18 protein-coding genes, 6 pseudogenes and 1 riboswitch are annotated in these 23,781 nt (G+C 59.1%); of the genes and pseudogenes, 15 read left to right on the top strand and 9 right to left on the bottom strand.

Annotated features, from left to right (window positions below; translation table 11 throughout):
* Positions 1-207: pseudogene (locus FXV83_RS17080) on the bottom strand (IS110 family RNA-guided transposase); the annotation flags it as partial.
* 240 nt (positions 208-447) lie between these two features.
* Between FXV83_RS17080 and FXV83_RS17075 the strand changes: the two are divergent.
* From FXV83_RS17075 to FXV83_RS17060, 3 genes and pseudogenes are all read left to right on the top strand, one after another.
* Positions 448-663 (top strand): annotated as a pseudogene (locus FXV83_RS17075) (transposase); the annotation flags it as partial.
* A 688-nt stretch (positions 664-1,351) separates the two neighbouring features.
* A complete protein-coding gene (locus FXV83_RS17065; RefSeq protein ID WP_148740563.1) occupies positions 1,352-1,669 on the top strand; it encodes a helix-turn-helix domain-containing protein in 318 nt (105 codons plus the stop codon).
* A complete protein-coding gene (locus tag FXV83_RS17060) occupies positions 1,644-2,918 on the top strand; it encodes a type II toxin-antitoxin system HipA family toxin (RefSeq protein ID WP_148740562.1) in 1,275 nt (424 codons plus the stop codon). The genes FXV83_RS17065 and FXV83_RS17060 overlap by 26 nt, the downstream gene beginning before the upstream one ends.
* 34 nt (positions 2,919-2,952) lie before the next feature.
* Here the strand turns inward: FXV83_RS17060 and FXV83_RS17055 are convergent.
* From FXV83_RS17055 to FXV83_RS17040, 4 genes and pseudogenes are all read right to left on the bottom strand, one after another.
* Positions 2,953-3,126: pseudogene (locus FXV83_RS17055) on the bottom strand (6-pyruvoyl trahydropterin synthase family protein); the annotation flags it as partial.
* 351 nt (positions 3,127-3,477) lie between these two features.
* The gene (locus FXV83_RS17050) at positions 3,478-3,708 is read right to left on the bottom strand and encodes a hypothetical protein (RefSeq protein WP_148740561.1); all 231 of its coding nucleotides are present in this window, start codon (positions 3,706-3,708) and stop codon (positions 3,478-3,480) included.
* Between the two features lie 398 nt (positions 3,709-4,106).
* Positions 4,107-4,340, bottom strand: a complete 234-nt coding sequence (locus FXV83_RS17045) for a hypothetical protein (protein WP_148740560.1) — start codon at positions 4,338-4,340, stop codon at positions 4,107-4,109.
* Positions 4,337-4,588, bottom strand: coding sequence for a hypothetical protein (locus tag FXV83_RS17040; protein ID WP_148740559.1), 252 nt, complete (start codon positions 4,586-4,588; stop codon positions 4,337-4,339). Before FXV83_RS17040 ends, FXV83_RS17045 begins: the two co-directional genes overlap by 4 nt.
* A gap of 762 nt (positions 4,589-5,350) precedes the next feature.
* Here FXV83_RS17040 and FXV83_RS44090 point away from each other — a divergent pair.
* Positions 5,351-6,205, top strand: coding sequence for an MATE family efflux transporter (locus FXV83_RS44090; protein WP_347341066.1), 855 nt, complete (start codon positions 5,351-5,353; stop codon positions 6,203-6,205).
* Positions 6,187-6,555: an MATE family efflux transporter gene (locus tag FXV83_RS44085; RefSeq protein ID WP_347341065.1), complete on the top strand. Its 369-nt coding sequence runs from the start codon at positions 6,187-6,189 to the stop codon at positions 6,553-6,555. Before FXV83_RS44090 ends, FXV83_RS44085 begins: the two co-directional genes overlap by 19 nt.
* Positions 6,556-6,638: 83 nt before the next feature.
* Here FXV83_RS44085 and FXV83_RS42800 read toward each other — a convergent pair whose 3' ends face one another.
* Together FXV83_RS42800 and FXV83_RS17030 are read right to left on the bottom strand one after the other, a co-directional pair.
* Positions 6,639-6,854: a hypothetical protein gene (locus FXV83_RS42800; protein ID WP_187435964.1), complete on the bottom strand. Its 216-nt coding sequence runs from the start codon at positions 6,852-6,854 to the stop codon at positions 6,639-6,641.
* 364 nt (positions 6,855-7,218) lie between these two features.
* On the bottom strand, positions 7,219-7,986 hold the full coding sequence (locus FXV83_RS17030) for an IclR family transcriptional regulator (RefSeq protein WP_235939750.1): 768 nt from the start codon (positions 7,984-7,986) through the stop codon (positions 7,219-7,221).
* An 87-nt stretch (positions 7,987-8,073) separates the two neighbouring features.
* Here FXV83_RS17030 and FXV83_RS42795 point away from each other — a divergent pair.
* The 6 genes and pseudogenes from FXV83_RS42795 to FXV83_RS17005 form a co-directional block, all read left to right on the top strand.
* Positions 8,074-8,832, top strand: a pseudogene (locus FXV83_RS42795) (ABC transporter ATP-binding protein); the annotation flags it as partial.
* Complete coding sequence (locus FXV83_RS42790; RefSeq protein ID WP_187435962.1) at positions 8,806-9,588, top strand: ABC transporter permease; 783 nt, start codon at positions 8,806-8,808, stop codon at positions 9,586-9,588. The pseudogene FXV83_RS42795 and the gene FXV83_RS42790, both read left to right, overlap by 27 nt.
* A gap of 54 nt (positions 9,589-9,642) precedes the next feature.
* On the top strand, positions 9,643-10,644 hold the full coding sequence (locus FXV83_RS17020) for an ABC transporter substrate-binding protein (RefSeq protein WP_235939736.1): 1,002 nt from the start codon (positions 9,643-9,645) through the stop codon (positions 10,642-10,644).
* A gap of 54 nt (positions 10,645-10,698) precedes the next feature.
* Positions 10,699-11,964, top strand: a complete 1,266-nt coding sequence (locus FXV83_RS17015; RefSeq protein WP_148740556.1) for a CaiB/BaiF CoA transferase family protein — start codon at positions 10,699-10,701, stop codon at positions 11,962-11,964.
* A 54-nt stretch (positions 11,965-12,018) separates the two neighbouring features.
* Positions 12,019-12,846, top strand: coding sequence for a citryl-CoA lyase (locus tag FXV83_RS17010; RefSeq protein WP_148740555.1), 828 nt, complete (start codon positions 12,019-12,021; stop codon positions 12,844-12,846).
* Positions 12,843-13,709, top strand: a pseudogene (locus FXV83_RS17005) (SMP-30/gluconolactonase/LRE family protein). The gene FXV83_RS17010 and the pseudogene FXV83_RS17005 overlap by 4 nt, the downstream one beginning before the upstream one ends.
* A gap of 386 nt (positions 13,710-14,095) precedes the next feature.
* Here FXV83_RS17005 and FXV83_RS17000 read toward each other — a convergent pair.
* Positions 14,096-14,611, bottom strand: a complete 516-nt coding sequence (locus FXV83_RS17000) for a GNAT family N-acetyltransferase (protein WP_235939727.1) — start codon at positions 14,609-14,611, stop codon at positions 14,096-14,098.
* A 595-nt stretch (positions 14,612-15,206) separates the two neighbouring features.
* On the opposite strand from FXV83_RS17000, the gene FXV83_RS16995 reads away from it, so the two are divergent.
* The 3 genes and pseudogenes from FXV83_RS16995 (at position 15,207) to metE (ending at position 20,745) form a co-directional block, all read left to right on the top strand.
* Entirely contained in the window at positions 15,207-16,421 is a 1,215-nt protein-coding gene (locus tag FXV83_RS16995) for an EAL domain-containing response regulator (RefSeq protein ID WP_148740554.1), read from the top strand.
* A 615-nt stretch (positions 16,422-17,036) separates the two neighbouring features.
* Positions 17,037-17,240, top strand: coding sequence for a 4Fe-4S binding protein (locus FXV83_RS16990; protein WP_148740553.1), 204 nt, complete (start codon positions 17,037-17,039; stop codon positions 17,238-17,240).
* 890 nt (positions 17,241-18,130) lie between these two features.
* A riboswitch (cobalamin riboswitch) is annotated at positions 18,131-18,330 on the top strand.
* 100 nt (positions 18,331-18,430) lie between these two features.
* Positions 18,431-20,745 (top strand): annotated as a pseudogene (metE, locus tag FXV83_RS16985) (5-methyltetrahydropteroyltriglutamate--homocysteine S-methyltransferase).
* Between the two features lie 815 nt (positions 20,746-21,560).
* Here metE and FXV83_RS16980 read toward each other — a convergent pair.
* Positions 21,561-22,628 carry a cytochrome-c peroxidase gene (locus FXV83_RS16980; protein WP_148740552.1) on the bottom strand — a complete coding sequence of 356 codons (1,068 nt, stop codon included), beginning with the start codon at positions 22,626-22,628 and terminating at the stop codon, positions 21,561-21,563.
* Between the two features lie 85 nt (positions 22,629-22,713).
* On the opposite strand from FXV83_RS16980, the gene FXV83_RS16975 reads away from it, so the two are divergent.
* On the top strand, positions 22,714-22,992 hold the full coding sequence (locus FXV83_RS16975) for a hypothetical protein (RefSeq protein ID WP_148740551.1): 279 nt from the start codon (positions 22,714-22,716) through the stop codon (positions 22,990-22,992).
* Positions 22,993-23,781: the final 789 nt, after the last annotated feature.

Below are 23,781 nucleotides of genomic sequence, written 5' to 3'. Positions count from 1 at the left end.
ACGAACGGCGACAGCACCCGGTGACACCGCCATGCAGTTGCCGGTCGCTTCGATCACCACCCCGTCTATCGGTTGAAGGCTTTTGCCAAAGCCTTCCAGTGCCGTGCGGGTCATATCGACGCGACCGGCCGGTCGAAGTCTGCCGTCTTCCCAGAAAACCACCTCGCCGAAAGTTCGGTGGATATCCATTCCGATTATGCGTCGCATTTACACCTCCTGTCATATGACGGGAACGGTGGGCGACACGACAACTACGGATCCGCGCTCACGGCGCAACCGGGCTAGTCGTAGAGGCGGCCAGCCACTAACTCGAGCTCGCAGCTCATCGTACGCATCGGCCTGCCCACACCTTCGTGCTCCCGGTGCCTCTGTCCCGGATGGTCGCACCATACGCCACGATCTTGAAAACCGCAGCCGAACATCAGCACCGAGAATCTTATACCGGTTACCAACCCGATCGAGCGCCTCAACGGCGAGATCAAGCGGCGCACCGAGGTGGTCGGCATCTTCCCCAACGAAAACGCCATCACTCGCCTCATCGGAGCGATCCTGCTCGAACAGAACGATGAGTGGGCGGTCCAGCGCGCCCGCTACATGACGCTGGAAACCATCGCCCCGTTGAGCGATGATCCGACCGTCAGCCTTCCGGCTATCGCCAGCTGACCTGCCCGGCTCCTGCCGGTGAGCGCGGTGACCCGCCGTCAGCTACACCATGCCAGGGGACACGATCGAAGTCCTCGCATTCGAACGTGTATCTGTTCGCGAACCAATAGTCGTCTTGGTCGGCCTTCTCCCGAGCACGGGCGGTCTCGATCGGTTCGAAGTTATACGCATCCGTGTGGTAGCGTTCTGGCTTCCTTCGCGGAAAGTCCGGGGGCAGCCCGAGCAATGTCGAAGGCTCGCTCGCACGCATGTGGATTGGCCCGATCCAACATCCAGACGTGTTTTTCGCACTCGCGGATGGCACCGGCTTCCTGTAGTACCGCGATGGCCCAGCAGCGCGGCGTCCGGACCGGCGGCAGTCTCTCTTTATTCATCGGCATCGAACCACTCCTGCCGAGCGAATCTCTTTCGGCCGCCCGTGTATTCTCGGCGGGTAGCACGGAGCAGGGGTTCCGAATTGCCAAAGCAGGACTTGTGCACGTGTTCCTTGGCGGGCATTTCGCCTCCGATAGCCAAGACGCGCCTCTCCCGCGGTCGAGCCGTCGGGCTTGACCTTTTCCGATAGAAAGATGCGTTTGCGGATCATTTGATGGTTGAATGGTATGCAAACGGATCAATTAGTTGACAGCTTTGACCTGAAAAGATACCTTTGCGTTCCCTTGCTGGAAGAAAGATACGAAAACAGATCATGGAACGGAACTCAGAAGCGACCCATCACCTAGGACGGCTTCTCCGGGACGCGAGGAAACAAGCGGGCCTGACTCAACAGCAGGTGGCCGAACGCGCAGGCATTTCCAGGCCACGTTACCGGGATATCGAGCAAGGCGATGCTGCTGCGCGGGCAAACACGCTTATCAACGTCGCGCGAGCGCTCGGCATGGAGTTGATGCTGATCCCACAAGCAATGGTCCCTGGCGTCAACGCTCTGCTTCGCCCTTCCGACGACGAAGACCGACCGGCATTCACAACCGACGCGGATGATGAGTACCCAATTCCGCGCCCCTAATACCATCCAGTCGCTGGACGTGTTCCTTCAAGACCTCAAGGTCGGAACGGTCGTACGTACGCCAGGCGATTTTAACGCCTTCAGTCTCGACCCAGCCTATCGAGCCATGGAAGGGCCTCCGATCTTGAGCCTCTCGTTGCGCTCCGCCGATGGAGGCCTTCGCAAGGACCCGAAGCCTGCAGCGCACATGCTGCCGGCGTTCTTCGCAAACATGTTGCCCGAGGACAAGCTCCGCGAGGCGATGGAAAAACACCATGCGGGATTCGTGAGGCAGGGAAACGACTTCGATCTATTGGCGGCGCTCGGCACGGACTTGCCAGGCGCGGTGCGCGTCGTACCGAGCGACGGCAGCACTACGATAGCGGCTCGAGAAAATCCACGCGAGATCAAAGCTCGGTTTTCCTTGGCGGGAGTTCAGATGAAGCTTTCCGTGATGAAGAACACGGGCAAGGGGAGCGGGCTGACTTTGCCAATCGGCGACGAGCAAGGTCAGTACATCGCAAAATATCCTTCGACCAATCTGGTAGGATTGTCGGAAAACGAGTTCGTCATCTTAGCGTTGTCCGCCGCGCTCGGAATGGATGTACCGGAACGCGAGCTTGTAGAAAAATCCGATTTCGAGGGAATACCCGAAGAGTTCAACACTCTGTCGACCGGCAAGGTCCTGCTGGTGAAACGTTTCGACCGAGGACCCGCAGGCACCCGAATTCACATCGAAGACTTCGCTCAAATCTTCGGCCGGCAGCCGTCCAAAAAATATGATGACGCTTCGTACCACGACATCGCCTCCGCGCTGAACGTGGCGGTGTCGACAGGCGCCGCACTAGAATTCGTTCGCCGAGTGGCCCTTGCCGCGCTTGTCGGCAACGGCGACATGCACTTGAAGAATTGGTCCACGATATATCCGGGCGACGGTTGCACTCCGGCGATCGCCCCCGTGTACGACGTCCTATCGACCACCGCATATTTTCCAAAGGACGATATGGCCTTGTCCTTGGGAGGAGAGAAATCGTTCAAGGCGCTTACTGCAAACCGCTGGCGAAAGTTTGCCAATCGGGCGCGGCTGCCCGAACCGGCGGTCATCTCGGCCGTCGAGGAAGTCGTGTCGTCGACGAACGATCATTGGTGGAATCTCCCGGAGCGGGATGTCGTCCCGACCGCCGTCCTCGAGAAGATCGATGCCAAAATCAGGGAGATGAGCTTGGTTCTAGATCCCGGCCACGCTCCGAAGTCTTTGCCTACTCGCTGAAGAGTCGCGCGCATTCAATTTGACGAGTTTCGGCGAAGAGCGGGGCCGGCTCGAAAAAATCCACTACGAACGCGGTGTGCGGGTCGACCGGCCCGTTCAGCACGACCTCGATCCGATAGGAATGACCGTGCATCCGATGACAGCGATGTGTCTGGGGGAGTTTTGGAAGTCGGTGCGCTGCCTCGAACTTAAATAAAGCCCGGCGGATAGTTCGCCCACTCGGCCAGATGGATGTGACGGGTACTCTGTCGGTGGTCAGGACGGCTGGCGTCCCAGTCGCAGTTGAACCACCCGAGGTCGTATCCCGCGTTGCAGAACACGGTGCTGCCCCGGGGCCGGTGGATGATAGACTTGACCCAGCGGCCGACGGCCGACCGCATCAACGAGCCGTCGCCGACGATGCCAGCCGACGTAGCGGTCGAGCGTCTCGACGGTCTGCCGGATGTCGCCGGTGATGATCCCGTCGAGATCGATGTCGGACGGCGAGCCGTCGCTCGATCCGAACGGCCGCCACACGTGCTGATGGAGGGCAAGAACATGAGTGACGGCATAGTCGACGTCAAGTGCGCGCGCGCCGAGACCGGAGGCGAGACCATTGCGGATCGAGGTGATGGTGACCAGCCGCGAGGAGGACCGTGCATCCGAGCGCGTTCGCTACTCGCTGCTGAAATCCCCCGGCCTCAGTCAGCATGTCGCGCATCGTCAGCATGGTGCCCGGGTCGTTACCGAACGCCGGGAGCTTCGCGCATTCGTGCCTGATGTTGCCCTTGGCCGTGATCATGGAGTACATGGCCCGCGCGTCCTCCAGCGATATCTGGGTCGATCACAAAAGTTATGCACAGCCCAAGGTTTCGCGCGCATCGCCAGACCTGTTCGTGGTAGAATGGGTTACGGCGGCGACCGCAGCACGCGTCAGGTCTCTTGCCACGCCTTTCGCGCTGGTACGAGAGGAACTTCGGTCCGGGCTTGGTCCTGGACTTCCTCGGACTCACTAGAACCTCCAGGTTGATTTCCCGGGCTTCGTGTCGTGCATTCGCATCACAGCCTCGTACTGCGGCTGCGGCTCGGTCAGGTAGCCGTTCGCCTCGTAGTAGTCGGACAGCGACGCGAGGAACGTAACGGTGCTCAGGTCGGTCTGCGCTCGGTCCGTGCCTTGAGATAGGTTCCGATGTTGCCGTCGTATATCTTCTAGGGCTCGGTCTTCGGCCTCCGCTTGCTAGGCGGAGTTCGGTAGTCGGACGAGGCGGGGGAGCCGTAGGACATGGGCGCCCGAGCCGCGAAGCCGGACACGACATCCTCCCACGTCTTGCCTGCGGAGCGTATCAGCTTGTTGGCCATGCGCATGGCGGCGATGGCCTCGCCGTCGTGGTTGGACTCCGTGAGCCTCAGAATCTTGAGCAGGCGCTCGCGGTCTATTATCATCCCCTCTTCCCCTCTTCGATGGCCATCGCGAGCCACGTCCTGATCTGCGCTAGGTTCTTGTGACCGACACCCGGAAGAAGCAGCATGTCCCGGTCGGACATCGCCGCCACCGTCTTCAGATCGATTAGCTCGATCTCGAGATGGCGCATGATGGCGTGACCGCCGCGCATCTGCCACAGCGGTATGAGCACCGGGCTGAAGAAGTCCAGAAGCACGCCAGTCGGCGCGCCGATAATCGGGATCGACAACTGCAGAGGCCCCGAGCGGTCAGTGACCAGACGACACGTGGCGCAAAATGCGCACGGAGATCGAGGAGGCTGGCGGCAACGCACAAGCAGATAGCGAGTATCTTCATCTGATGCCCGATGTTTGTGGGTTTGCACCTGAGTCTCCATTTCGAATGAGCCAGGCAGTACGCGACGGCCTGCCGCGTCTGGTCGACCTCGTCGGGGCCCGGTCCCGGCCGGCGTGCGGGTCGGCGACCATCCCGTGCAAGCGCTTGATGAATCTCATGCAGACGCTGGAGCGTCCACTACAAGATCCCGTAGATGCCAAAGCCAACTTAAGGCCCTGGGGTCCCGCCCTGTTCCCCGCCGAAGGAAGCAGAAGTGAACGCAAACGACGAGAAGCCAACAAGGGGCAGAGCGGCACAATATGACCGGCAGAACCTAGGTGGCCACGCCACGCACACCTCAATCGGGGTCCTCGCTATTCTGTTAAGGGCCCCAGACGGTTACGATAGACGGGAGGCGTATGCCTACGGAAAATCGACATGGCAAAAATCAGCTTGTGAAAAACGTCAACCGGTCGACGCGATCACGGCGATCGACCGGCGCAGACGAACTTACCCGCGGCCGTGCAAGATCGGATCCGGAGAGGGTTGCACTGAGTACGCGATTCAGCGAATTTGGAACAGCTCGCGACACGTTCATCCATGAATGAGCCGGACACGGAATTCGCCATCGACAGCGAGCGCAACGTGATGCCCAAGAAAAACAGCACGTCGATTTATCGGACCCGAATCTCTCGGCGTTATCCTGCGGCTCGCCATTCCATCTGTAGTTGGGTTATCGATTCATGCGCTGCAGCAGCTCGTCAACGCGATCTTTGTTGCCGCACTTGGCGCACTTGGCACGCAGGCGATCGCAGCTGTCAGCATGACCTTGCCGATCGTGGTCCTGCTCGCTGCAGCCGGACAGGGGATCGGGGTTGGAACAGCGTCGTTCATATCTCGTCATCTGGGCGCTCGTGAGTACTTAGAGGCGAGTCGAGGCGCAAGTACAGCACTCGCGCTCACGGCTCCGATCGGCATAGCTACCGTCGCTCTGCTTCCAAATCTGCCAGGGATATTCGCAACGCTCGGAGCAACTCCAACCATCATGCCCGTGGCGCTCGACTACGCGGGAACGCTTTTGTTTGGGTACACTCTCATGCTTCTAAATATCGTCAGCGGGTTTATTGTCAGAGCCGAAGGCCGTCCACGATTCAGCATCTGGGCGATGATGACCGCGTTCTTACTGAACGCTGTGCTTGATCCCGTCTTCATATTCTTGCTTGACCTTGGTGTGCGAGGCGCAGCCCACAGCAACGCTGGTATCGCAGATCGCTGCTATTGGAATCTATATCACGTATTTTACGAAGCTTGGAGGGACAGTTCTCGTCAGGATATCTCACCTATCGCTGCGAGAAGATCGCATCAGACAGCTCGCGTTGGTGGGCGCGCCGGCGACAATAGTATTTTATCTGCGCTTGCCGTTATGCTCTTGTACGGAGCTGCTGCGCCGTTCGGCGATGTTTCCATCGCCGCGGTTGGAATAGCTGTGCGAATCTTGATGGTCGGGGCACTATCACCGGGTTCTGTATAGGCGCTCAAGCTATCCTGGGGGCCGGTTGGGGCGCACGCGACTATGCCCGTATTCTGAAGGCAGCGAAGTTCATGCTCTTCGTGACGGTCGCATTCTCCGTGGTGTATTCTGCGGCCGTTGTCATTTTTGCAAGGCCTTTGGTGAGCCTATTTAGCGATAACGAGAAGGTCACGGAAATTGCCGTCTCGACCTGCATCGTGTTCCATCTCTTCTTTGGACTGTTTGGGATTCAGAGTTTCGTGACGGCAATGCTTCAGTCTTTTGGGAGAGCACGCCTCAGTGAAATTGTGTCCCTGGCGAGGCAGCTTCATACCGGCCGTACTGTTATTCCCGGTGGTCGCGGGTATTAACGGACTGTTAGCCAGTCAAGCAATCGCTGAGCTGGGCGCCGGAATGATCGCTCTGTTCGTCATGTTCTACCAGTTCGGTGAGCTCAGACGAGCGCTCCGGCGCCGTCCTTCAAGAGCGATCGGGATAGCGGGTTGACCTGAGAACGTATGTCATCGAAGCCCAGAGCATTGGGCGCAAGCCTCCTGGGAAGCTCGCGGCAAGATGCGCTGCCAGTGGGCACGGATTTGCCGCGCAATCCGCGCAACGTGCTGGCCGCGCTTGCATCGATGTCGGCGCGCCGCGGCTTGGCTGTCAGCATATGCCGGCTCCAGAACACGCACACCAGCACATATATCGAGCAGCGTAATAGCCTTTGAAGACGCCTCTCTCCTGATGCCCCGTGCATGGGGGGCATCGAAATCGAGAATGATCTGCGGCGGATCACTTGGGCGCCTCCAGGAACAGCTTCAGGGGCGCTCCACCACTCCAAGCTGATCTGGCACTACACTCTGTCGTCTTCAGGGCATTCCTTGAACCACCAAAAAATCCGGTTGCAAAAGAACGCCTCGCCCATGCGCGCTCCGATGCGCCTCAACAATGTGAGAAAAGCACGCTACGCTCAGGAGAGGTCCTTGCGGTACCCGCTGAGCTGTGCGTCATAAACAGAACGCTGCCATTGTAGCTCAGCGCTCGCTTGCAGGCAGCAGACCAATCAGCGCTTTAGCCTCGGACTTCAGAACTTCAATCGCAGCCTTCCGAGCATCTGCATCAAAGCGAGTCCGAATGGCGGAGACCGAGAGGGCGCCGCGCAATTGGCCATGTATGTCGATCACGGGCACAGCTGCGGCCGCGACCTCAGGATCCCGCTCGCCGATCGAGACGTAGAAGCCACGATCTCTGATCTTCTTTCCATCGGCTGATGCAGAATCGCGGTAGGCGGTAAGAACACGGCCGGCAGCGCCGCGGTCAATCGGCAATCGCTGACCCTCTTCGAGGTGATGCCGGACCGAACGCGGAGAATTGACGCGATAAAGACAAATGCGCTCGTCGCCCTCCGCGATGTAGAAGGATGCGGTCTCTCCAGTTGCCTCGACCAGACGATGGAGCGAGGGTCTGATCAGATCAGCAAGGTCGAGCCCGCGCTGATAGAGCGCCCCAAGGCGCCATAGCTCCGGTCCGGGTCGAAAAAGTCGGTCAGTACCCCGCACCAGGAATCCATCCGCCTCCAGAGATGCGGCAAGGCGAAGGACTGTGCTCTTGTAGAGGTCAGTCGCATCCGCAATCTCCGTCAGAGTCATCGCGGCGCGCTCGGGGTCGAACGCCTTAAGGATTGCCAGTGCCCGCGCCACCGCATCAACCCCTGTTCTTACCATCAAATTCTCCGGTTCTGTTGTGCAGAAGCTATAAATCGGAATCCGCTCCGGAGTCCAGCCAGCTAGTAGAAGCGCCATTCTGCCCACCAGAATACGATTGACTGCTCACTAGACGCGGTGCTACCGCAGTTTCGAAACATAGAACAAGTTCTATGGAGTGAAACAATGGACCGGCCGGGAGTTGCCGTGGACTTGCGCGACGTGATGGTTCGCTTCGGCGACTTCACGGCCGTGAAAAGCATGAACCTCCAGGTGGGCGAGACTGAATTCGTTGCAGTGGTGGGGCCGACCGGCTGCGGGAAATCGACCATTCTCAACACAGTCACCGGACTGCTGAAGCCCGCCGCGGGAGATGTTCGCATCTTCGGCAAGTCGCTTACGGGCCTGAACGATCAGTCCGGCTACATGCTGCAACAGGAAGGCTTGCTGCCCTGGAAGACGGCCCAGGACAATGTCGGCCTCAGGCTCGTGTTTCAGGGCAGCTCGATCGCGAAAGCGCGCGAGCAGGCAAAGCCCTGGCTCGCCAAGGTCGGATTGAAGGGATTCGAGGAGCGCTATCCGAATCAATTGTCCGGCGGCCAGCGCAAGCGCGTTGCGATGGCACAGACCCTAATCATGGAGCCCAAGATCGTTCTCATGGATGAGCCGTTCTCCGCGCTGGACGTTCACACACGCCGCCTCATGCACCGCATCCTGCTCGACCTCTGGCAGGCGGACCGGCGCTCGCTCGTCTTCATCGCCCATGATCTCGATGAGGCGATCACGATGGCGGACCGCGTCGTTGTGGTTGCCGACGTCAGGATTACGCTGCCTCGTCCACGCGACGTTTCGGCGCTGCAGACCACCGACGAATTCGTCGCGCTCTATCGTGAAATTTGGTCGCTGCTCGGCGCCGAAGTGGAGAAAAGCTATGCCACGCGGGGTAAGGTCGCTCTCACGCAGTTCGTCATCGTCCTTGGCGTGATCCTGATCTGGGAATTGGGCGTGCGGGCCGGACTGATCGATCCCTTCTTCTTTCCGGCACCGTCGACACTTGTAAGGATCGGGGAGTGGATGTCGACGGCGGACTTTTGGACCGATGTTGGCATAACATTGCTGGAGACGGTCCTGTCGTTCCTGGTTGGTATCGGGATCGGCACAGCACTTGGTATTTGGCTGGGCCTAAGCCCCTTCGCTGCCGAAGTCGTTCAGCCCTTCATCAAGATGTTCAATGCGATCCCGCGCATCTTGCTTGGACCTATTTTCGTCATCTGGTTCGGATTGGGCCCCACCTCCAAGGTTGCGCTCGGCGTGACGCTGGTTCTGTTCGTCGCATTCTTCAACACGTTCCAGGGCGTCCGCGAGGTCAATCCGGTCGTGCTGGCGAATGCCCGCCTCCTGCGTGCATCGAAGTCCTCCCTGCTACGGCACGTCTACCTGCCATCAGCCACGACCTGGATTCTGTCGAGCCTGCGGGTGTCCGTCGGCATGGCCGTTATGGGATCCGTAGTCGCCGAATATCTCGGCTCGTCCGCAGGATTGGGGCACTTAATTGCGCAGGCCGAAGGTGTCCTCGATGCGACCGGAGTGTTCGCAGGAATCATCGTCCTCTCCGCCTTCGTCGTTGCCCTCGACGCCATCGTCGACCGCGCGGAAAAGCGGCTCCTCGTCTGGCGGCCGGCGCTTGCCCAGGAAAGCTGATCGTACGCTCGCCCATCAATCATGGAGGTTCGCATGCACGTTTCCATAAGACTGATGCCGGTCGTGGCGCTGGCCGCTTTCTCGGTCATTTCGGCGCACGCCACCGAGCCCGAGAAAACAAAATTGAAGATCACCGTGGGGTCACAGATCCTGAACTATATGCCTCTCGAACTTGGCTTGAAGCTTGGCTCCTTTAGGGAAGAACGCCTTGACGTTACCGTCGAGAACTTCCAGGCTGGTGGCTCAAAGGCTCTGCAGGCCCTGATCGGCGGCTCCGTCGACGGGGCCATCGGCTTTTACGATCACACCATTCAGATGCAGGCGCAGGGCAAGCAAATTTCCTGCGTGTTCCTGCTCAATGACATTCCCGGCGTCCTGCTCGGTGTCCGCAGCGACCTCGCCGACAAGGTCAAAACCGGCGCCGACCTGAAGGGTCTCAGGCTCGGGATCACGGCGCCGGGGTCATCGACGGATACTATGGCGCGTTACTACATCAAGAAATCAGGATTGGGTCCACGCGATGTGAACATCATTGCGGTCGGCAGCGGCGCACCGGGCATGGTGGCGCTTGAGGCCAAGAACGTCGATGCCCTGGTCTATTTCGATCCTATCGCGACGCTTCTCGCGCGCACGAAGAGCGCGACAGCGTTGTTCGATGCGCGCACGATCGAAGGCTCAAAGCAGGCCTTCGGCGGATCCTATCCGACCGCGTGTCTCTACCTCCAGCAGTCCTTCATCGACAGAAATCCCGAAACGGTCCAGCGCCTGGTCAACGCCTTGCTCAAAACTCACCGCTGGATCAACGCAACGCCGACGGAGCAGCTCGTCGATACGATTCCTCCTGGTTACAAGACTGACAATCGCGAGGTGAACATCGAAATCATGAACGCGTCGAAAGCGCTGTTCTCGCCAACCGGGCAGATGGACATCGAGGCGGCCAAGGTCCCGCTAGCTGTCCTGAGCGACTTTGATCGAAGAATCGCTGCCGCAAAGATCGACCTGAGCAAAACCTTCACCAATCGCTTCGCGGAACGCGCCGCGCAACAACTGAAATAGCTGCCCGCAGACCAAGCCCTCACCTTCGGATCACCTAAAGGAAGGCTTTTTCAGATGTCTCTGCCGCTAACCGGCGTCCGCGTCCTGGACCTGTCGAACGTACTGGCCGGTCCGTTCTGCGGTTATCATCTCGCGCGTCTTGGCGCGGAGGTCATCAAAGTCGAAAACCCAAACGGCGGCGATCTCGCGCGGCGCCTCGGCGCCGATCCGCAAAGAGCAGAACGCCTGCAGGGACTCTCCTTCGTCGCGGTGAACGCCGGCAAGCAATCCGTGGCGCTGGACTTGAAGTCGGAATCGGGCCGCGAGGTATTCCTGCGACTCGTCAAGGAAGCCGATGTGGTGCTCGAAAACTTCCGGCCGAAGGTAATGGAACGGCTTAGCCTGGGCTTTGATGTGCTCAGCAGGCAGAACCCGCGTCTCGTCTACTGCGCGATCTCCGGCTTTGGGCAGAGCGGACCGTGGTCCGCCCGTCCAGCCTATGACCAGATCGTCCAGGGTCTGTCTGGTGCCATGAGCGTCACCGGCGATACGGCCTCGGCTCCCCTGCGCACGGGCTTTCCGATCTCAGACACGATTGCGGGACTGACTGCTGCCTTTGCCATTGCCGCGGCTCTGGTCGAACAGCGGCATAGCGGCCGCGGTCGGTTCATCGACGTGTCCCTGCTCGAAGCCACCGTTGCAGCGATGGGATGGGTGGTCTCCAACCACCTCAACGCTGGTGTCGAGCCGCAGCCCATCGGCAACGAGAACTTCACCGCGGCTCCCTCCGGCACGTTCCGCACCGCAACAGGCCCACTGAACATTTCCGCCAACGAGCAGAAGCAGTACCAAGCCCTATGCGACCTGATTGGCCGACCGAACCTGAAGACGGATCCACGCTTTGCTGGGCGCGAGATGCGCAAGGTCAATCGCGCAGCGCTGAACGCGGAGTTGAACAAGGCGTTGAGTTGCAAGCCCGCTGAAGAATGGGAGGCCCAAATGAATCTGGCTGGAGTCCCCGCAGGCTGCGTGCTGACGGTCTCGCAACTTTTGCAGCAGCCACAGCTCCTCGAGCGCGGATTCGTCGAGACTTTGGCCCCAGAACAAGACGGTGCGCAGCCGTTACGAATCACGCGGCCGGGGTTCCGGCTGGATGAGGAGTTTTCGGTGCCTTCACCACCTGCGACGCTCGGTGCAGACACCGAGCGATGGCTGCAGCGGCTCGGCTATTCGTATGCGGAGGTTGAGCAACTGGTCTCAAGCCGGGCTGTCGGGACGCCAAAGCAACGAGAGGCTGATTTCCTGCCCGTCCGCGTAGCCGCGGACGGACCGATATCATGATATCCGATGGCTTGCGGCGGTTGCCGATCGGCAGGTTGAATGGACGAACCGGAAATGAACGAAGAAGAATTGCGACAGCAAGCGGCCCGTTGGTGGCGAACCTCCATCTGCGATATCGCGCCCGGTCGCATCGCCTATCGAGGCTATCCAATCGAAGAGTTGATAGGCCGGATTTCCTTTCCCGCCATGATCTGGCTGATGTTGCGCGGCGATCTGCCGACGCCAGCGCAGGAGCGGTTGCTGCAAGCTGCGCTGGTTGCGTCCGTTGACCATGGTCCGCACGCGCCCTCCATCGCAATTGCCCAGATGGCGGTGAGCTGCGGCCTGCCCCTGAACGGTGCCATGGCCTCGGCGATCAATACGCTCGATGACGTGCATGGCGGAGCAGGGGAGCAGGCTATCGAACTCTACGAAGATGTGCTGCGACGGCGCGAAGGGCGAGAGATCGAGCAGGCCGCTGGCGCCGCAATCGACCATTTCACCGCAACACGCAGCAAATATCTGCCGGGCTTCGGCCACCGGTTTCATCCAGTCGATCCGCGCGCGGCGCCGCTGTTGGCGCTGGTGGATGCCGCAGCCGACGAGGGCCGTGTCGGCGGCGATTATGCCAAGGCCGCTCGCGCGATCGAGCGCGTGATGCAACAGCGCAAGAGCAAACTCATTCCGATGAACATTGATGGCGCGACCGCGGTCATCTACGGCGAGCTGGGCTTCGCCTCTCCGCTCGCGCGGGGGGTCTTCTGCTTGTCGCGCGCGGTCGGAATCCTAGCGCACGCCTGGGAGCAAGCTGGGCGCAAGGATCGCAACAAGGGCCCGATGCCCAAGCAGTTCGGCTACAACTACGAGGGCCAGCCGCGCCGCGGGCTGGAAGGCGCATCATGATGTATCTCGAAAAGCCGCCCAAGCTGATTGAGACCCGCATGTTCTCGTCGATGCCGCCGGAGTTTCGTCGCCCGGGTGTTTCCTCGGAATGGGCAGACGCGAACCGCGGGGACATCCAGTAGATTGTTTCATCGAGGGACCATCGTTTGACAAGTCCGGGAATCTCTATGTCGTCGACATCCCCTTCGGCCGCATTTTACGGATTTCACCGGATCGCGCCTGGTCTCTGATCATCGAATATAGCGGCGGCCTAATGGACTGAAGATCGCGCCGGATGGCCGGATATTGGTCGCCGACTACATGAACGGCCTCATGGAACTCGATCCGCAGCGGGTACTATCAGGCCCTTTCTGGGGCACCGCAATTCCGAGTCCTTCAGAGGCTGCAACGACCTGCATATCGCGACCAACGGCGACATCTATTTCACCGATCAGGGGCAAACTGGATTGCACGATCCGACCGGCCGAGGTTGCTTGATTTCCAACGGGCCGAGTCCGAACGGCCTGGTGCTCAGTCCGGACGAGACCGTGTTGTTCGTTGCAATGACGCGCGACAACAGCGTCTGGCGCGTGCCGCTGATGCGTGACGGCGGGGTTGCGAAGGTGGGACGCTTCAGCTTGTTCTTCGGGACGAGCGGTCCTGACGGACTGACGATGGATCAAAAAGGGCGGCTCTTTGTCGCGGATGCCTCCCTTGGCCAGGTCTTCGTCATGGCGCCGAACGGCGAAACGATCGCCCGCATCAAGTCCTGCGCTGGGGTGACCTGCACGAACCTCGTATTGTAGGCGGCAAACGGCACATTGCTCATTACGGAATCCTCTACCGGATCAGTGTTGATGGCTGATCTCGCTCACCTTCCTTGAACGTTCGCCAGCAGGAGTGACAAGGTCCTACCGAATCCTTTCACGACGGTCCGCCGAATTAAGATGCAGGCTTTTAGCCGGGCAGGTCTCGGCTCGCGGTCCACGAGCCTTGAGAAGACCATCGTATCGCTTCGCACAATGAAGAACGATTTGATGGCTGATATTTTGAACGTTGCCGCCAAGAAGGTCGAAGAGGTAACCGCTCGCAGTGGGAGTAAACACCGCATCAGCGTCGAGGTTCTCGATCATGCTCGGCCGCGACGCACGCGTTGGAGCGTTCGTTTTGAGAACCAACAAGCCGCAGGATCTGCTGCTTTGAAAGATTTTACTGATAGCACGCTAGCCCAGGAGCGCTTTAACTCTGTGGAGCAGAGATCGCAGTACTGTCACAGCCTCTTGCGCGCGCGCAATCCTGCAACCCGATATCCCCTCTCCTCGTAGAAACGGCGTACCCGTTCTAAGGCCGGATAGCCATCCGGAGGCAACGTAACCTCAATCATCTGCCAGCCTCGGCGCTTCGCCTCCGAATGTACCGCATCGAGCAGATGCCGACCGTGGTGAGAGCTTCGGAAATCGCGAGAAATCCATAGCTCCTGAAGCACACCGTACGCTCCGGCTGCTCTCACGGCCTGAACGGCCGAGACGGTAGCGACCCCTACAATCTGCCCCGTGGCTTGTTCCTCGATGACAAAAATGAAGCCGTCTTCGGGATCCCGAATCAGGCGCAACGCTGCCTGCTTCGTGCCTTCAAGGCTGAACTCTGGTCCGGGGCCACCTAATTCAGAAAGTAGCTTTTCGACCGCTTCTGCGATCGCGTTCTCATCTCCTGGCAGGCCTTTGCGCAAAGCCATGCCCCCGTGGGGCAGGCCTTGCGCTTCAGCGCGAACCCGAACACCCGTCACGTTAGTCCCTCGTGAAGAAATCCAGACTCAGGAGGATACAGAAAACGCAACTGAGAGCAACTATCAAGCTCGGTAGGGAATAGGACGTCCGCACTCGCTATAAGCAACAGAGGTGAGGTAATTGCAAGCTGTTGCCGTTCTCAGAATCGACTGCGGCTTGACCAGCTCCGAACTCATGATGGACTTCCTTCGATTGGAAACAAATCCACCAGACGGCACATTCGCGCGTGGGCAGGCCGGCCATGCCAGATCAAACATTCGTAAGAGTGATTGCCGATCGTCACTCACGAGCTACTTCATTCAGTAGTAGATCTTGCACCATGATGATCGCCGCGCCGTAGGGCGCATCAGCTCGGCGCGTCCGAACGTGAGAGTTCCCACACTCGCGTGCGTTACTCGTACAAAGTTGCGCGAAGCGCGACAGGTATCATAAGCGTGCGCCCGACAAAATCGTCTGAACAACATCGCGAAAGAATTTGCACGCTAATGCACTATCTTAAGCTTACCTCGAAGAATCGAAAGATATTGGGAAGCACGGCTTGTTTGGACCTCCGCTCCTCGTTTAAGGGACCGTCACGGAGCGGGAGTGGTTGCGATGGAGCATGGGCAGGCCGAACTGGTCGGAGGGAAACCTGTAATCTTCGGACAGCGTAAGGTGCGGCCGCGAGCGTGCGTGGCCGTCGGCAAGCGGCATCTGCGCGCCTTTCTACGGGATGTGCTGGAGGATATGGGGTTTGTTATCTGCGAATGCAGGACTGCTGACGAGCTGCCGCACGTACTTTGCACTGAGTTCCCTGATCTGATCCTGCTCGGCATTGGCTCGGATCGCATCGAGCCTGGACGATTGCTCGAGATACTCGTACGCGAAGAATTTGCAGGCAGAGTGCTGGTGTTCGGCGCCCGCGAGTCGATCGTCGTGACGGCAGTGCAGCAGGTTGGTGGGGAATATGGACTTGCTATGCTGCCGCCGCTGAGAACGCCGTTTGCAGCCGAGACGCTGCGCGATCGGGTCGCCATGCTCTTGCCCAGAGAGCCGGCGCCCCGACCCGCGGTCCATGTCGGAGAAGCCTTACACGCCGGCTGGCTTGAGCTCTGGTATGAGCCGACGTTTGACGCGTGTACCCTCAGCCGCCGGGGTGCCGAGGCGCTTGTGCGAATGCGGCACCCGACCTGGGGCGTTGTTCCACCGGCCTATTTCATCTCGGAGCCTCACGATCCACATTTTAGGGAGTTGTCGCAGTTCGTGATCGACCGCGCGATCAAAGATTGGCAGTATCTTCTGGAGCAGCAAACTTCGATCGATCTCTCCATCAATCTCCCGGCAGCATTCCTGATTGACCCGCAGGCGGTACGCGATCTTTGTCAACGCATGCCGTCGCACCCCGCTTTCGGCGGCTTGACGATCGAAATCGAGAGCGAGGAAGCCATCCAGAACCTAGATCTCCTGATCGAGGTCGCGCGTGAGGTTCGCTTTCACAACATTGGCCTTGCAATCGAAAATGTCGGCGACAATTGGCCGCAGCTGATGGGGGTGGAGAAATTCCCGTTCATGAAATTGAAAGTGGACCGGCAGTACGTCGCCGGTTGCGGAAATGGGCCCCTGAAGCGAACGGTGTGCCGCCATATCGTCGATCTAGCCAATGAATACAGTGTGCGCACCGTCGCCGAAGGTGTGGAGAGCCATGCCGACCTGATCGCTGTGACCGAACTCGGCTTCGACCTTGCGCAGGGCCACCTGTTCGGAAAGGCAATGCCGCTGAAGCAATTTGCACAGTCATCTTTCAGCACTGCTCCACTTCTTCCAAAATAGTTGCATGAGGAGTGGCTGAGCACAGTCAAGCAAAACGTAGCAGCGCTCGCCCACACCGCCATGCTTACTCGGCACCAGGCATGAGGCTGACTGCAATTCTCGGTCAGTTTGCAAAGCCAGTGTCGCTCGTCCCGGCGCGACTTCATTTCCCTCCGAAGCGACGCCGAAGCTTATTGTAGCACAAATCCGTTTTGGCAAGCCTCCAGCGAGTCAATCCGCGGAGGTAACGTTGCAGCCATGAGCGAGGCTTGCACAAAACCTCCAGTCAGGGCGTGTGCCGGACGTTTGCCGAGATCCGGCGTAGACGTGCGTCGGCTTGCGGCTTTTAGTCGCGGCGCCGGTTTCGGAATCGTCGAGCGTCGCTTGGCCCCGCGCTGCCGTGCCGGACAAACCGACGGAAGCTCGCAGCGCTCGAGTCGCGACTGGCTCTCGGAGTAGGGCCCGAGGGCTCTCATAGCTTGAAATTGAAGCGGCCTGTTGTGTCGCAGGTGCAACATGGTCTCAGACCCGGGACAGCACAATTGCGCAAATTGCCCGCCATTGAGCGCGTCTGTGTTTGGCACGGCATTTGAAGGGGATCGCCAATGGCATCGCTCGCCTAAGGAGTCGGAAGGCATGGCTTACAAGATCGTCGCTTCGCAATGCACCGTTTGTGGTGCATGTGAGTTCGAGTGTCCCAACGCGGCGATCAGCCTCAAGCGCGACATTTACGTTATCGATGCCAAAAAGTGTACGGAGTGCGAGGGCCATTCCGACACGCCGCAATGCGCGGTCGTCTGTCCGGTGCCTGACACCTGTGTCCCGTCTAAGACAGCATAAGCAGCCCGCGTCCATAAGGCTTCATCTATGTCGCGAACGAAGTAGTCTATGTCGACTCCGAGAAGCTCTCGAAGGGCTCTGTCGGAGGACACCGTCAAATTTATCTCGAATAAGGACAAGGCCGCTTCGATGCTCCAATGGCCGCGTTGAGGCTTGTCGTCGCTGGCTGACGAGCCGAGGCGAGGTGGACATGCAGAATATCTAAAACTACGTCACGCCGAAGCCGAAGAGACGGTCTCCTCGCGCGACGAGATCGTTCCGGAGATCCTGAAGACGTACGAGAAGCTCGGCCTCCGCTTGCCCGTGGTCACCTGCACGAGTGCATGGAGCGTAGGGTCATAGCGCGATCCCGCCGCCCGCGCTCTCGCCGCTTACTCCAGTTTCGCAACTCAGCATGCATCCTGAGGTCAGGAACTGTTCCTGCATATCGCCCGGCCAGCGTCCAGGCTCCACTTGCCAAGCGGCGACGGACGCATCGAAGGCGCGCGCCAAAGTCGCTCAGCACGTGAATACCTGCCGCACCGAGGAGATCATCTTGACCAACGTCACGGAGGCGATCGAGCTCATGGCTCGTCGCGGGGCCAGCCGAACACCAAGCAGTCCGACCTGATCATCCGTGCGATCCTAGAGTAATCCGTCATTGGCAATTCCTAAGCCCGTCGCGATCACACAGATATCGAAGCGGCCCGGGTTCGTTCCGGTCGCGGAGCTCATCCGGTTACCCGAACAGGGTATTGAACGCGAACGCATTCACAGGCGGAGCCTCCACAGATCCACGCGTGTTCACCAGACCGGGAGCAAGGACCGTCGTAGCCAACCTGGTCCAGCTCGCAATCACTTGGGCAATATCGCAGTGACAATCAGTAGGTTGACGCATCGATCCTCGTGCGCATAATGCCAGCCGTCGTGGTCTTCGGATTTCGTTTGATCCGGAGCTAAGAGGGAAGCCGGTGCAATGCCGGCGCTGCCCCCGCAACTGTAATCGGCGAGCCGCTGTCCAACGAAGTCACTGAAGCCATGCAGCTTCGGGAAGGCCGGACGGCAGCGACGACCCGCGAGCCAGGAGACCTGCCTCGACAAGATATCGTCCACGGGCGGGGTGTCCCGGTGTGCGCCAAGCAGCTATCGCTCACGCGACATTCGCTGCATGCGTCCGCCATGGCCTTTGCCCCAATCGTGGGGTCTAAGCTATGTCTATTCTTTCGCTTCCCGTTGCCACACTGGGGACGTCACGCATCGGCCCACGACGCGAACTCAAATTCGCGCTCGAGAGCTACTGGGCGGGAAAGTCCAGCGAAGCCGAGCTCCTCGAGGCCGGGAGTGGACTTCGTGCCGCTAATTGGGCACGGCAGAAATCCCGCGGTGCGACCGTTATTCCTTCGAATGACTTCTCGCTCTACGACCATGTGCTCGATACCAGCGTAATGGTCGGCGCCATTCCCGACGTCTGCGGCTGGACCGAAGGTCCTGTGTCGCTCAAGACCTACTTCACCATGGCGCGTGGCGCTCAGGACGGTGGTCACGCTCAGCATGGGCCTGGCGTAGCGGCACAGGAGATGACGAAGTGGTTCGATACCAACTACCACTACATGGTGCCGGAATTTCACCAGGAACAGATTTTTAAGCATTCCTCTCGGAAGCCGATCGAGGAGTAGGAGGAGGCGAGAAGCCTCGGCTACCAGACGCGCCCCGTCCTAGTTGGCCCAGTCACTTTCCTGAAGCTCGGCAAAAGCGTAAATCCCGCATTCAATCCGCTGTCGCTGCTTGATCGTCTCCTCCCAGTCTATGTCGATGTTCTCCGCGAACTAGCCTCGCGCGGTGCTGAATGGGTTCAGCTCGACGAGCCATGCCTAGTGATGGACGTCGACGAAGCATCTCGGGCGGCTGTCCGCCGAACCTATGCTCATTTCGCTAAGGCCGTGCCGGCCCTTAAAATCATGCTGGCCACATATTTCGGGGCCGTTGGCGACAATCTTGAAACAACCTTGGCCTTGCCCGTTGCCGGGCTTCATGTCGACCTGGTTCGGGCACCCGACGAGTCGGATGCGATTGTCGCCACAGCCCATAGAGATCTCGTAGTCTCGCTAGGCGTCGTTGATGGTCGCAACGCGTGGCGCTCCAATCTCCCGGCGCTGCTCGACCAACTTGATCCTATGGTCAAGAAACTGGGCAGGGACCGTGTTCAGATTGCTCCCTCCTGCTCGCTGCTTCATGTTCCGATCGACATTGAGCTAGAGACCGATCTCGATCCCAATCTGAAGACGTGGCTGGCGTTCTCAGTTCAGAAGATCGAGGAACTTTCGATATTGGGCAAAGCGCTGGCCGGCCATGCTGCCGAGGTGGCCGATGAACTCGCGCTCTCGGAGGACGCAGCCGTCACCCGCGAAACATCGCCCAAGATCCACAATGCGAATGTCGCCGGACGAATGGCCGCGATCGACGATAGCATGCGTCGCCGTCGCAGCGCGTTCACCCAGCGTGCCGACGTCCAGCGCGTCGCGTTCGCATTGCCGATTTTCCAACGACAACCATCGGATCATTTCCGCAAACGGCCGACGTCCGGAATGCGCGTGCGGCTCATGCGCGGGGAGCGCTGAATGACACGCAGTACGAGCAGCTTCTGAAAGCGGAGACAGCCCGTACCGTCCAGTGGCAGGAAGATATCGGCCTGGACGTGCTCGTACACGGTGAGTTCGAGCGCAATGACATGGTTCAATACTTCAGCGAGCAGCTGTTGGGTTTCGCTTTCACCAAGCACGGTTGGGTTCAGTCTTATGGCTCGCGGTACGTTCGTCCGCCCATCCTGTTCGGAGATGTCTCCCGGCCGAAGCCTATGACCGTTGAATCGTGGCGCTATGCGCAGTCTCTGACCAAAAAGCCCATCAAGGCTATGCTGACCGGACCGGTGACGATCCTGAACTGGTCGTTTGTCCGTGACGACGTCTCGCGGAGCGAGACATGCCGACAGATCGCTCTCGCGATCCGAGATGAGGTCATCGACCTTGAGGCGGCTGGAGCGACCATGATCCAGATCGACGAGGCTGCGTTGCGGGAGGGATTGCCGCTACGCAAATCGCAGTGGAAGAACTATCTCGATTGGGCAGTAGACAGCTTCCGCGTTTGCTCCTCCGCTGTGGCCGACGGAACCCAGGTCCATACCCATATGTGTTATTCCGAGTTCAACGAAATCATCGATGCGATCGCAGCAATGGATGCCGACGTCATTTCAATCGAGACCTCGCGTTCTAGAATGGAATTGCTCGACGCCTTCAAGAGCTACAAATATCCTAATGAGATCGGGCCCGGCGTCTATGACATTCATTCACCGCGCATTCCCGCAGCGGCGGAAATCAAGCAGCTGATTGTGTTGGCGCGGCAGCGAGTGTCTGATCGGCAACTCTGGATCAATCCCGACTGCGGACTGAAAACTCGAAAGTGGGAGGAGGTGCGTCCCACGCTCGTCAATATGGTGGCCGCCGCACGCGAGTTGCGGGCTGAGCCATGATGATGCGGAGCGTTTCGCCACGCTTTTGTGAATGAGATGCACACGCTTTGGGGGCCTGCGATGTCCTTGCGAGCTTCCCAAAGTTCCCAGAGACGGGGAATGCCGGCTGGCATTGGCCGAGGCGGTCGCATACAGCCGGCGACAAGCTCGATTCTCGATCCGACGGCCGATAGCCTGCCGGCGATGCCGATCGAAGTCATTAACGCTCGACGCTAGCGTTAGCCCTACTTTTTCATTTATCCATCGCGTGGATGCGTCCCATCACAACAATCTATTTTACCGCCCTTACGGAATGTCATACGAAATTGGCGCCTTGGCACGATCTTCGGGAAGATAATCGAGCGTTGCTGGTGTTTTGGGGATGCCAAATGCTGCTGCGCGACGGCAAGCGGCCGCTTGAGTTTCAGGGCGCGGCGCCCAAGCCGCTTGCGCGAAGGATCCCAGTTCGATCAAGGCACTGCCTTGCCAGCCGGACGCGGGCGAGTGGTCGGCAAGTCCTGAAGTGTCCCACAGGAGCGGAAGGCAAGCGGCTCCAGATTTCGCTGAGGCGATATCCGCTTCTCGTTGTTTGACGGCGAATGCCCTCGCCGTAAAGCGATCGCCGGTAGTCCTCCCTACCGACGAAAGCTGGTGCGATGCGTAAAGCAGCGTCGCTCCTGCGTGACTTTCGCCCGGCCTCCCGAGTAGGCCGGGCGCTTTTTTATGTGCCTGGTTATGAGTGACAGCACGGGATCATTCATTTTGACGTCATTGCGGGACGCCGGGTACGTGCATCGCATCTGCTACAGCAAAGCATGAGGCCGGTGCTGTTAATCCTATCTGTCTATAGAAGGCTTTGGCGTCGTGTTCGTACGCGTGGGTAGTATCGGATACTCGATCTTAGATACCCGCCCGGTCAGCGAATTCAGAAACGCTACGATATCGTTCTCTTCCTCATCGCTAAGCTTGGCGCCGAGCTGGATTTCACTCATCAGGGCAACAGCTTGCTTCAGGCTCCAAACTTGGCCCGAATGAAAGTAAGGGGCTCGCAACGCGACGTTCCGCAAGGGCGCCGCGCGGAAGACATATTCGTCACCGACTGCCTTGGTGACCGCGAACCGGCCCTTATCGGCGGCCGGAAGCAGGCTTGCGTCAGGCTTTTTCATCATGCCGAATGGGAAGTAGGCCTGTCCACCGATGTTGATTCCATTGTGGCAAGCGGAGCATCCCTTCTCTATAAACAGCGCCAACCCTGACTTCTGCTGATCATTGAGAGCATGTGTATTGCCCTCCAAATACTGATCGAATGGGGCCGCAGGTGTAATGAGAGTCGCTTCAAAAGCCTCGATTGCCTTCGCAAAGTTTTCGAAGGTGACTGGTCTGGCTTCGTTGGGGAAAGCGTTTTTGAACAGGGCGACATAGGTGGCCATTGAGTTCAAGGTGTCGAGCACATGATCCGGAGTCGCATTCATTTCGGCACTCGCCTGCACAGGGCCGGTGGCTTGCGCCTTGAGGTCCGCGGCGCGTCCGTCCCAGAATTGCGCCGCATTGAACACTGCGTTGTAGACGGTTGGGGCCCGACGTAGGCCGACCTTCCAGCCGTGACCGACGGAGGTCGGACCGGCATCGACTCCGCCGCTGCCGAGATTGCGGCACGTATTGCAGCTAATGATCTCGCTTGCCGATAGCCGCGGATCGAAGAACAGCAACTTGCCAAGCTCGACCTTTTCATGCGTGACTGGATTGTCCTTTACCGCAGGAATGACTGAGGGGATCGGATGGAAGATCTGCTTGGCGGTTCTCATCAGATCATCGTCCGCGTTAGCTCCTGACGACATCAGCAGCCCAATCGCCAAAACAGATGCTTCAGCCACAAGCCGAAGCTCCCGGATCGATTTGTTCATTCACCCGCCTCATCAGTTCTGATTGTTAATCAAGGAACAGTCGAAAACGATGCCACCCTCCGTTGCTTCAACCGGTCGGCGCAGCATGCACCGGATCGTCTGCAAGCGAGACTGCATCAAATGTGCGATTTCGAGGTGCTCACTGCCGGCGTTCGCCCACGAAGCTTTCGGCCCTTATTTGATTGGCGAGTTCGCTTTGAGCGAGATCACGACGTTCGTGTTGGTAGATCAGACTCGCGCCTCAACCTTCGGCGTGATGATCGATCTGACTACAACAGGTGTGCCGCAAAAGGGTAAGCTGTCCGGTGGCCGCATCGGTGCTCCATTAAGCGATTGGGTGGCCAATACGCTCCCGCGAAGTTGATGTTCCGTCTTACACCGCTGGTCGCGCTCACGGTGTGGCTGGACAATAGCAACCGCGATGCCAGTTGCATCTGACATGCAATCTGCTGATTTAGTTGCAGAACGAGTCCGGGCGAACAAACAACGTCGGATGTCTTGCTTTGATGACTACATGCGGTGTCACAGATGCGACAAGCGCCAGTCCCGGCTAGACATCATCGCACAGAGACTTTTGTGATGAGATCCGATTGCCAGCTTGCGGGCCGCACGCGGGAACGGCGGTAATAAGATCTACGCAGGTGTGGCGAGACACTGAGCCGAGGCGCCCGGCGGTTCGCATCGCTCAAGATTTCGTTGAGCCCTATCCGGGCTGCTCTGGCGCGCCGCCGCCGCGAAATCCCGCTCGTTTGTAACAGACGAGCCCTCGAGCCTGAACATGGCTTGTCTTCAATCTCACCTGAGGTTCGCTGGCATGGCAATTGCTGACCTCAAATCTGAAAGGCGCGGTTACCAGAGCTTGACGGTGCGACCGTCCGATTAGTCGATACTCCCATTCGGCACGCGCTTAAGTGGCCGGCCTGACACGTGATCCGGCCGGGTGTTGGTTGGAACAAGATAGCCATTCGGTCCATCCACGGGCTAAGCCGGCTTTTGAAATCCTGCGCGCTCATGGCAAAAAACGCTGAACTTCTGCAGAAGCAACCGTCACTTCGTGCTCTTGCGTTGAAAGACTGCGATACAAGAGGACTTGCTGGGAGCAAGATCGTGACATCATGTCCGCAGATGGCCAGGTCGTGAGATCTCATCGGCG

This window comes from Bradyrhizobium hipponense (assembly GCF_008123965.1).
GTDB lineage: Bacteria > Pseudomonadota > Alphaproteobacteria > Rhizobiales > Xanthobacteraceae > Bradyrhizobium > Bradyrhizobium hipponense.
This window is presented reverse-complemented; position numbering and strand designations above follow the sequence as displayed.

Bases quoted from the DNA above. Each gene is read 5' to 3' on its own strand.
- FXV83_RS17065 (WP_148740563.1), top strand. From the start codon at position 1,352: ATGGAACGGAACTCAGAAGCGACCCATCACCTAGGACGGCTTCTCCGG.
- FXV83_RS17060 (WP_148740562.1), top strand. From the start codon at position 1,644: ATGAGTACCCAATTCCGCGCCCCTAATACCATCCAGTCGCTGGACGTG.
- FXV83_RS17050 (WP_148740561.1), bottom strand. From the start codon at position 3,708: ATGTACTCCATGATCACGGCCAAGGGCAACATCAGGCACGAATGCGCG.
- FXV83_RS17045 (WP_148740560.1), bottom strand. From the start codon at position 4,340: ATGATAATAGACCGCGAGCGCCTGCTCAAGATTCTGAGGCTCACGGAG.
- FXV83_RS42800 (WP_187435964.1), bottom strand. From the start codon at position 6,854: ATGCTGACAGCCAAGCCGCGGCGCGCCGACATCGATGCAAGCGCGGCC.
- FXV83_RS17030 (WP_235939750.1), bottom strand. From the start codon at position 7,986: ATGGCGCTTCTACTAGCTGGCTGGACTCCGGAGCGGATTCCGATTTAT.
- FXV83_RS17020 (WP_235939736.1), top strand. From the start codon at position 9,643: ATGCCGGTCGTGGCGCTGGCCGCTTTCTCGGTCATTTCGGCGCACGCC.
- FXV83_RS17015 (WP_148740556.1), top strand. From the start codon at position 10,699: ATGTCTCTGCCGCTAACCGGCGTCCGCGTCCTGGACCTGTCGAACGTA.
- FXV83_RS17010 (WP_148740555.1), top strand. From the start codon at position 12,019: ATGAACGAAGAAGAATTGCGACAGCAAGCGGCCCGTTGGTGGCGAACC.
- FXV83_RS16995 (WP_148740554.1), top strand. From the start codon at position 15,207: ATGGAGCATGGGCAGGCCGAACTGGTCGGAGGGAAACCTGTAATCTTC.
- FXV83_RS16990 (WP_148740553.1), top strand. From the start codon at position 17,037: ATGGCTTACAAGATCGTCGCTTCGCAATGCACCGTTTGTGGTGCATGT.
- FXV83_RS16980 (WP_148740552.1), bottom strand. From the start codon at position 22,628: ATGAACAAATCGATCCGGGAGCTTCGGCTTGTGGCTGAAGCATCTGTT.
- FXV83_RS16975 (WP_148740551.1), top strand. From the start codon at position 22,714: ATGCACCGGATCGTCTGCAAGCGAGACTGCATCAAATGTGCGATTTCG.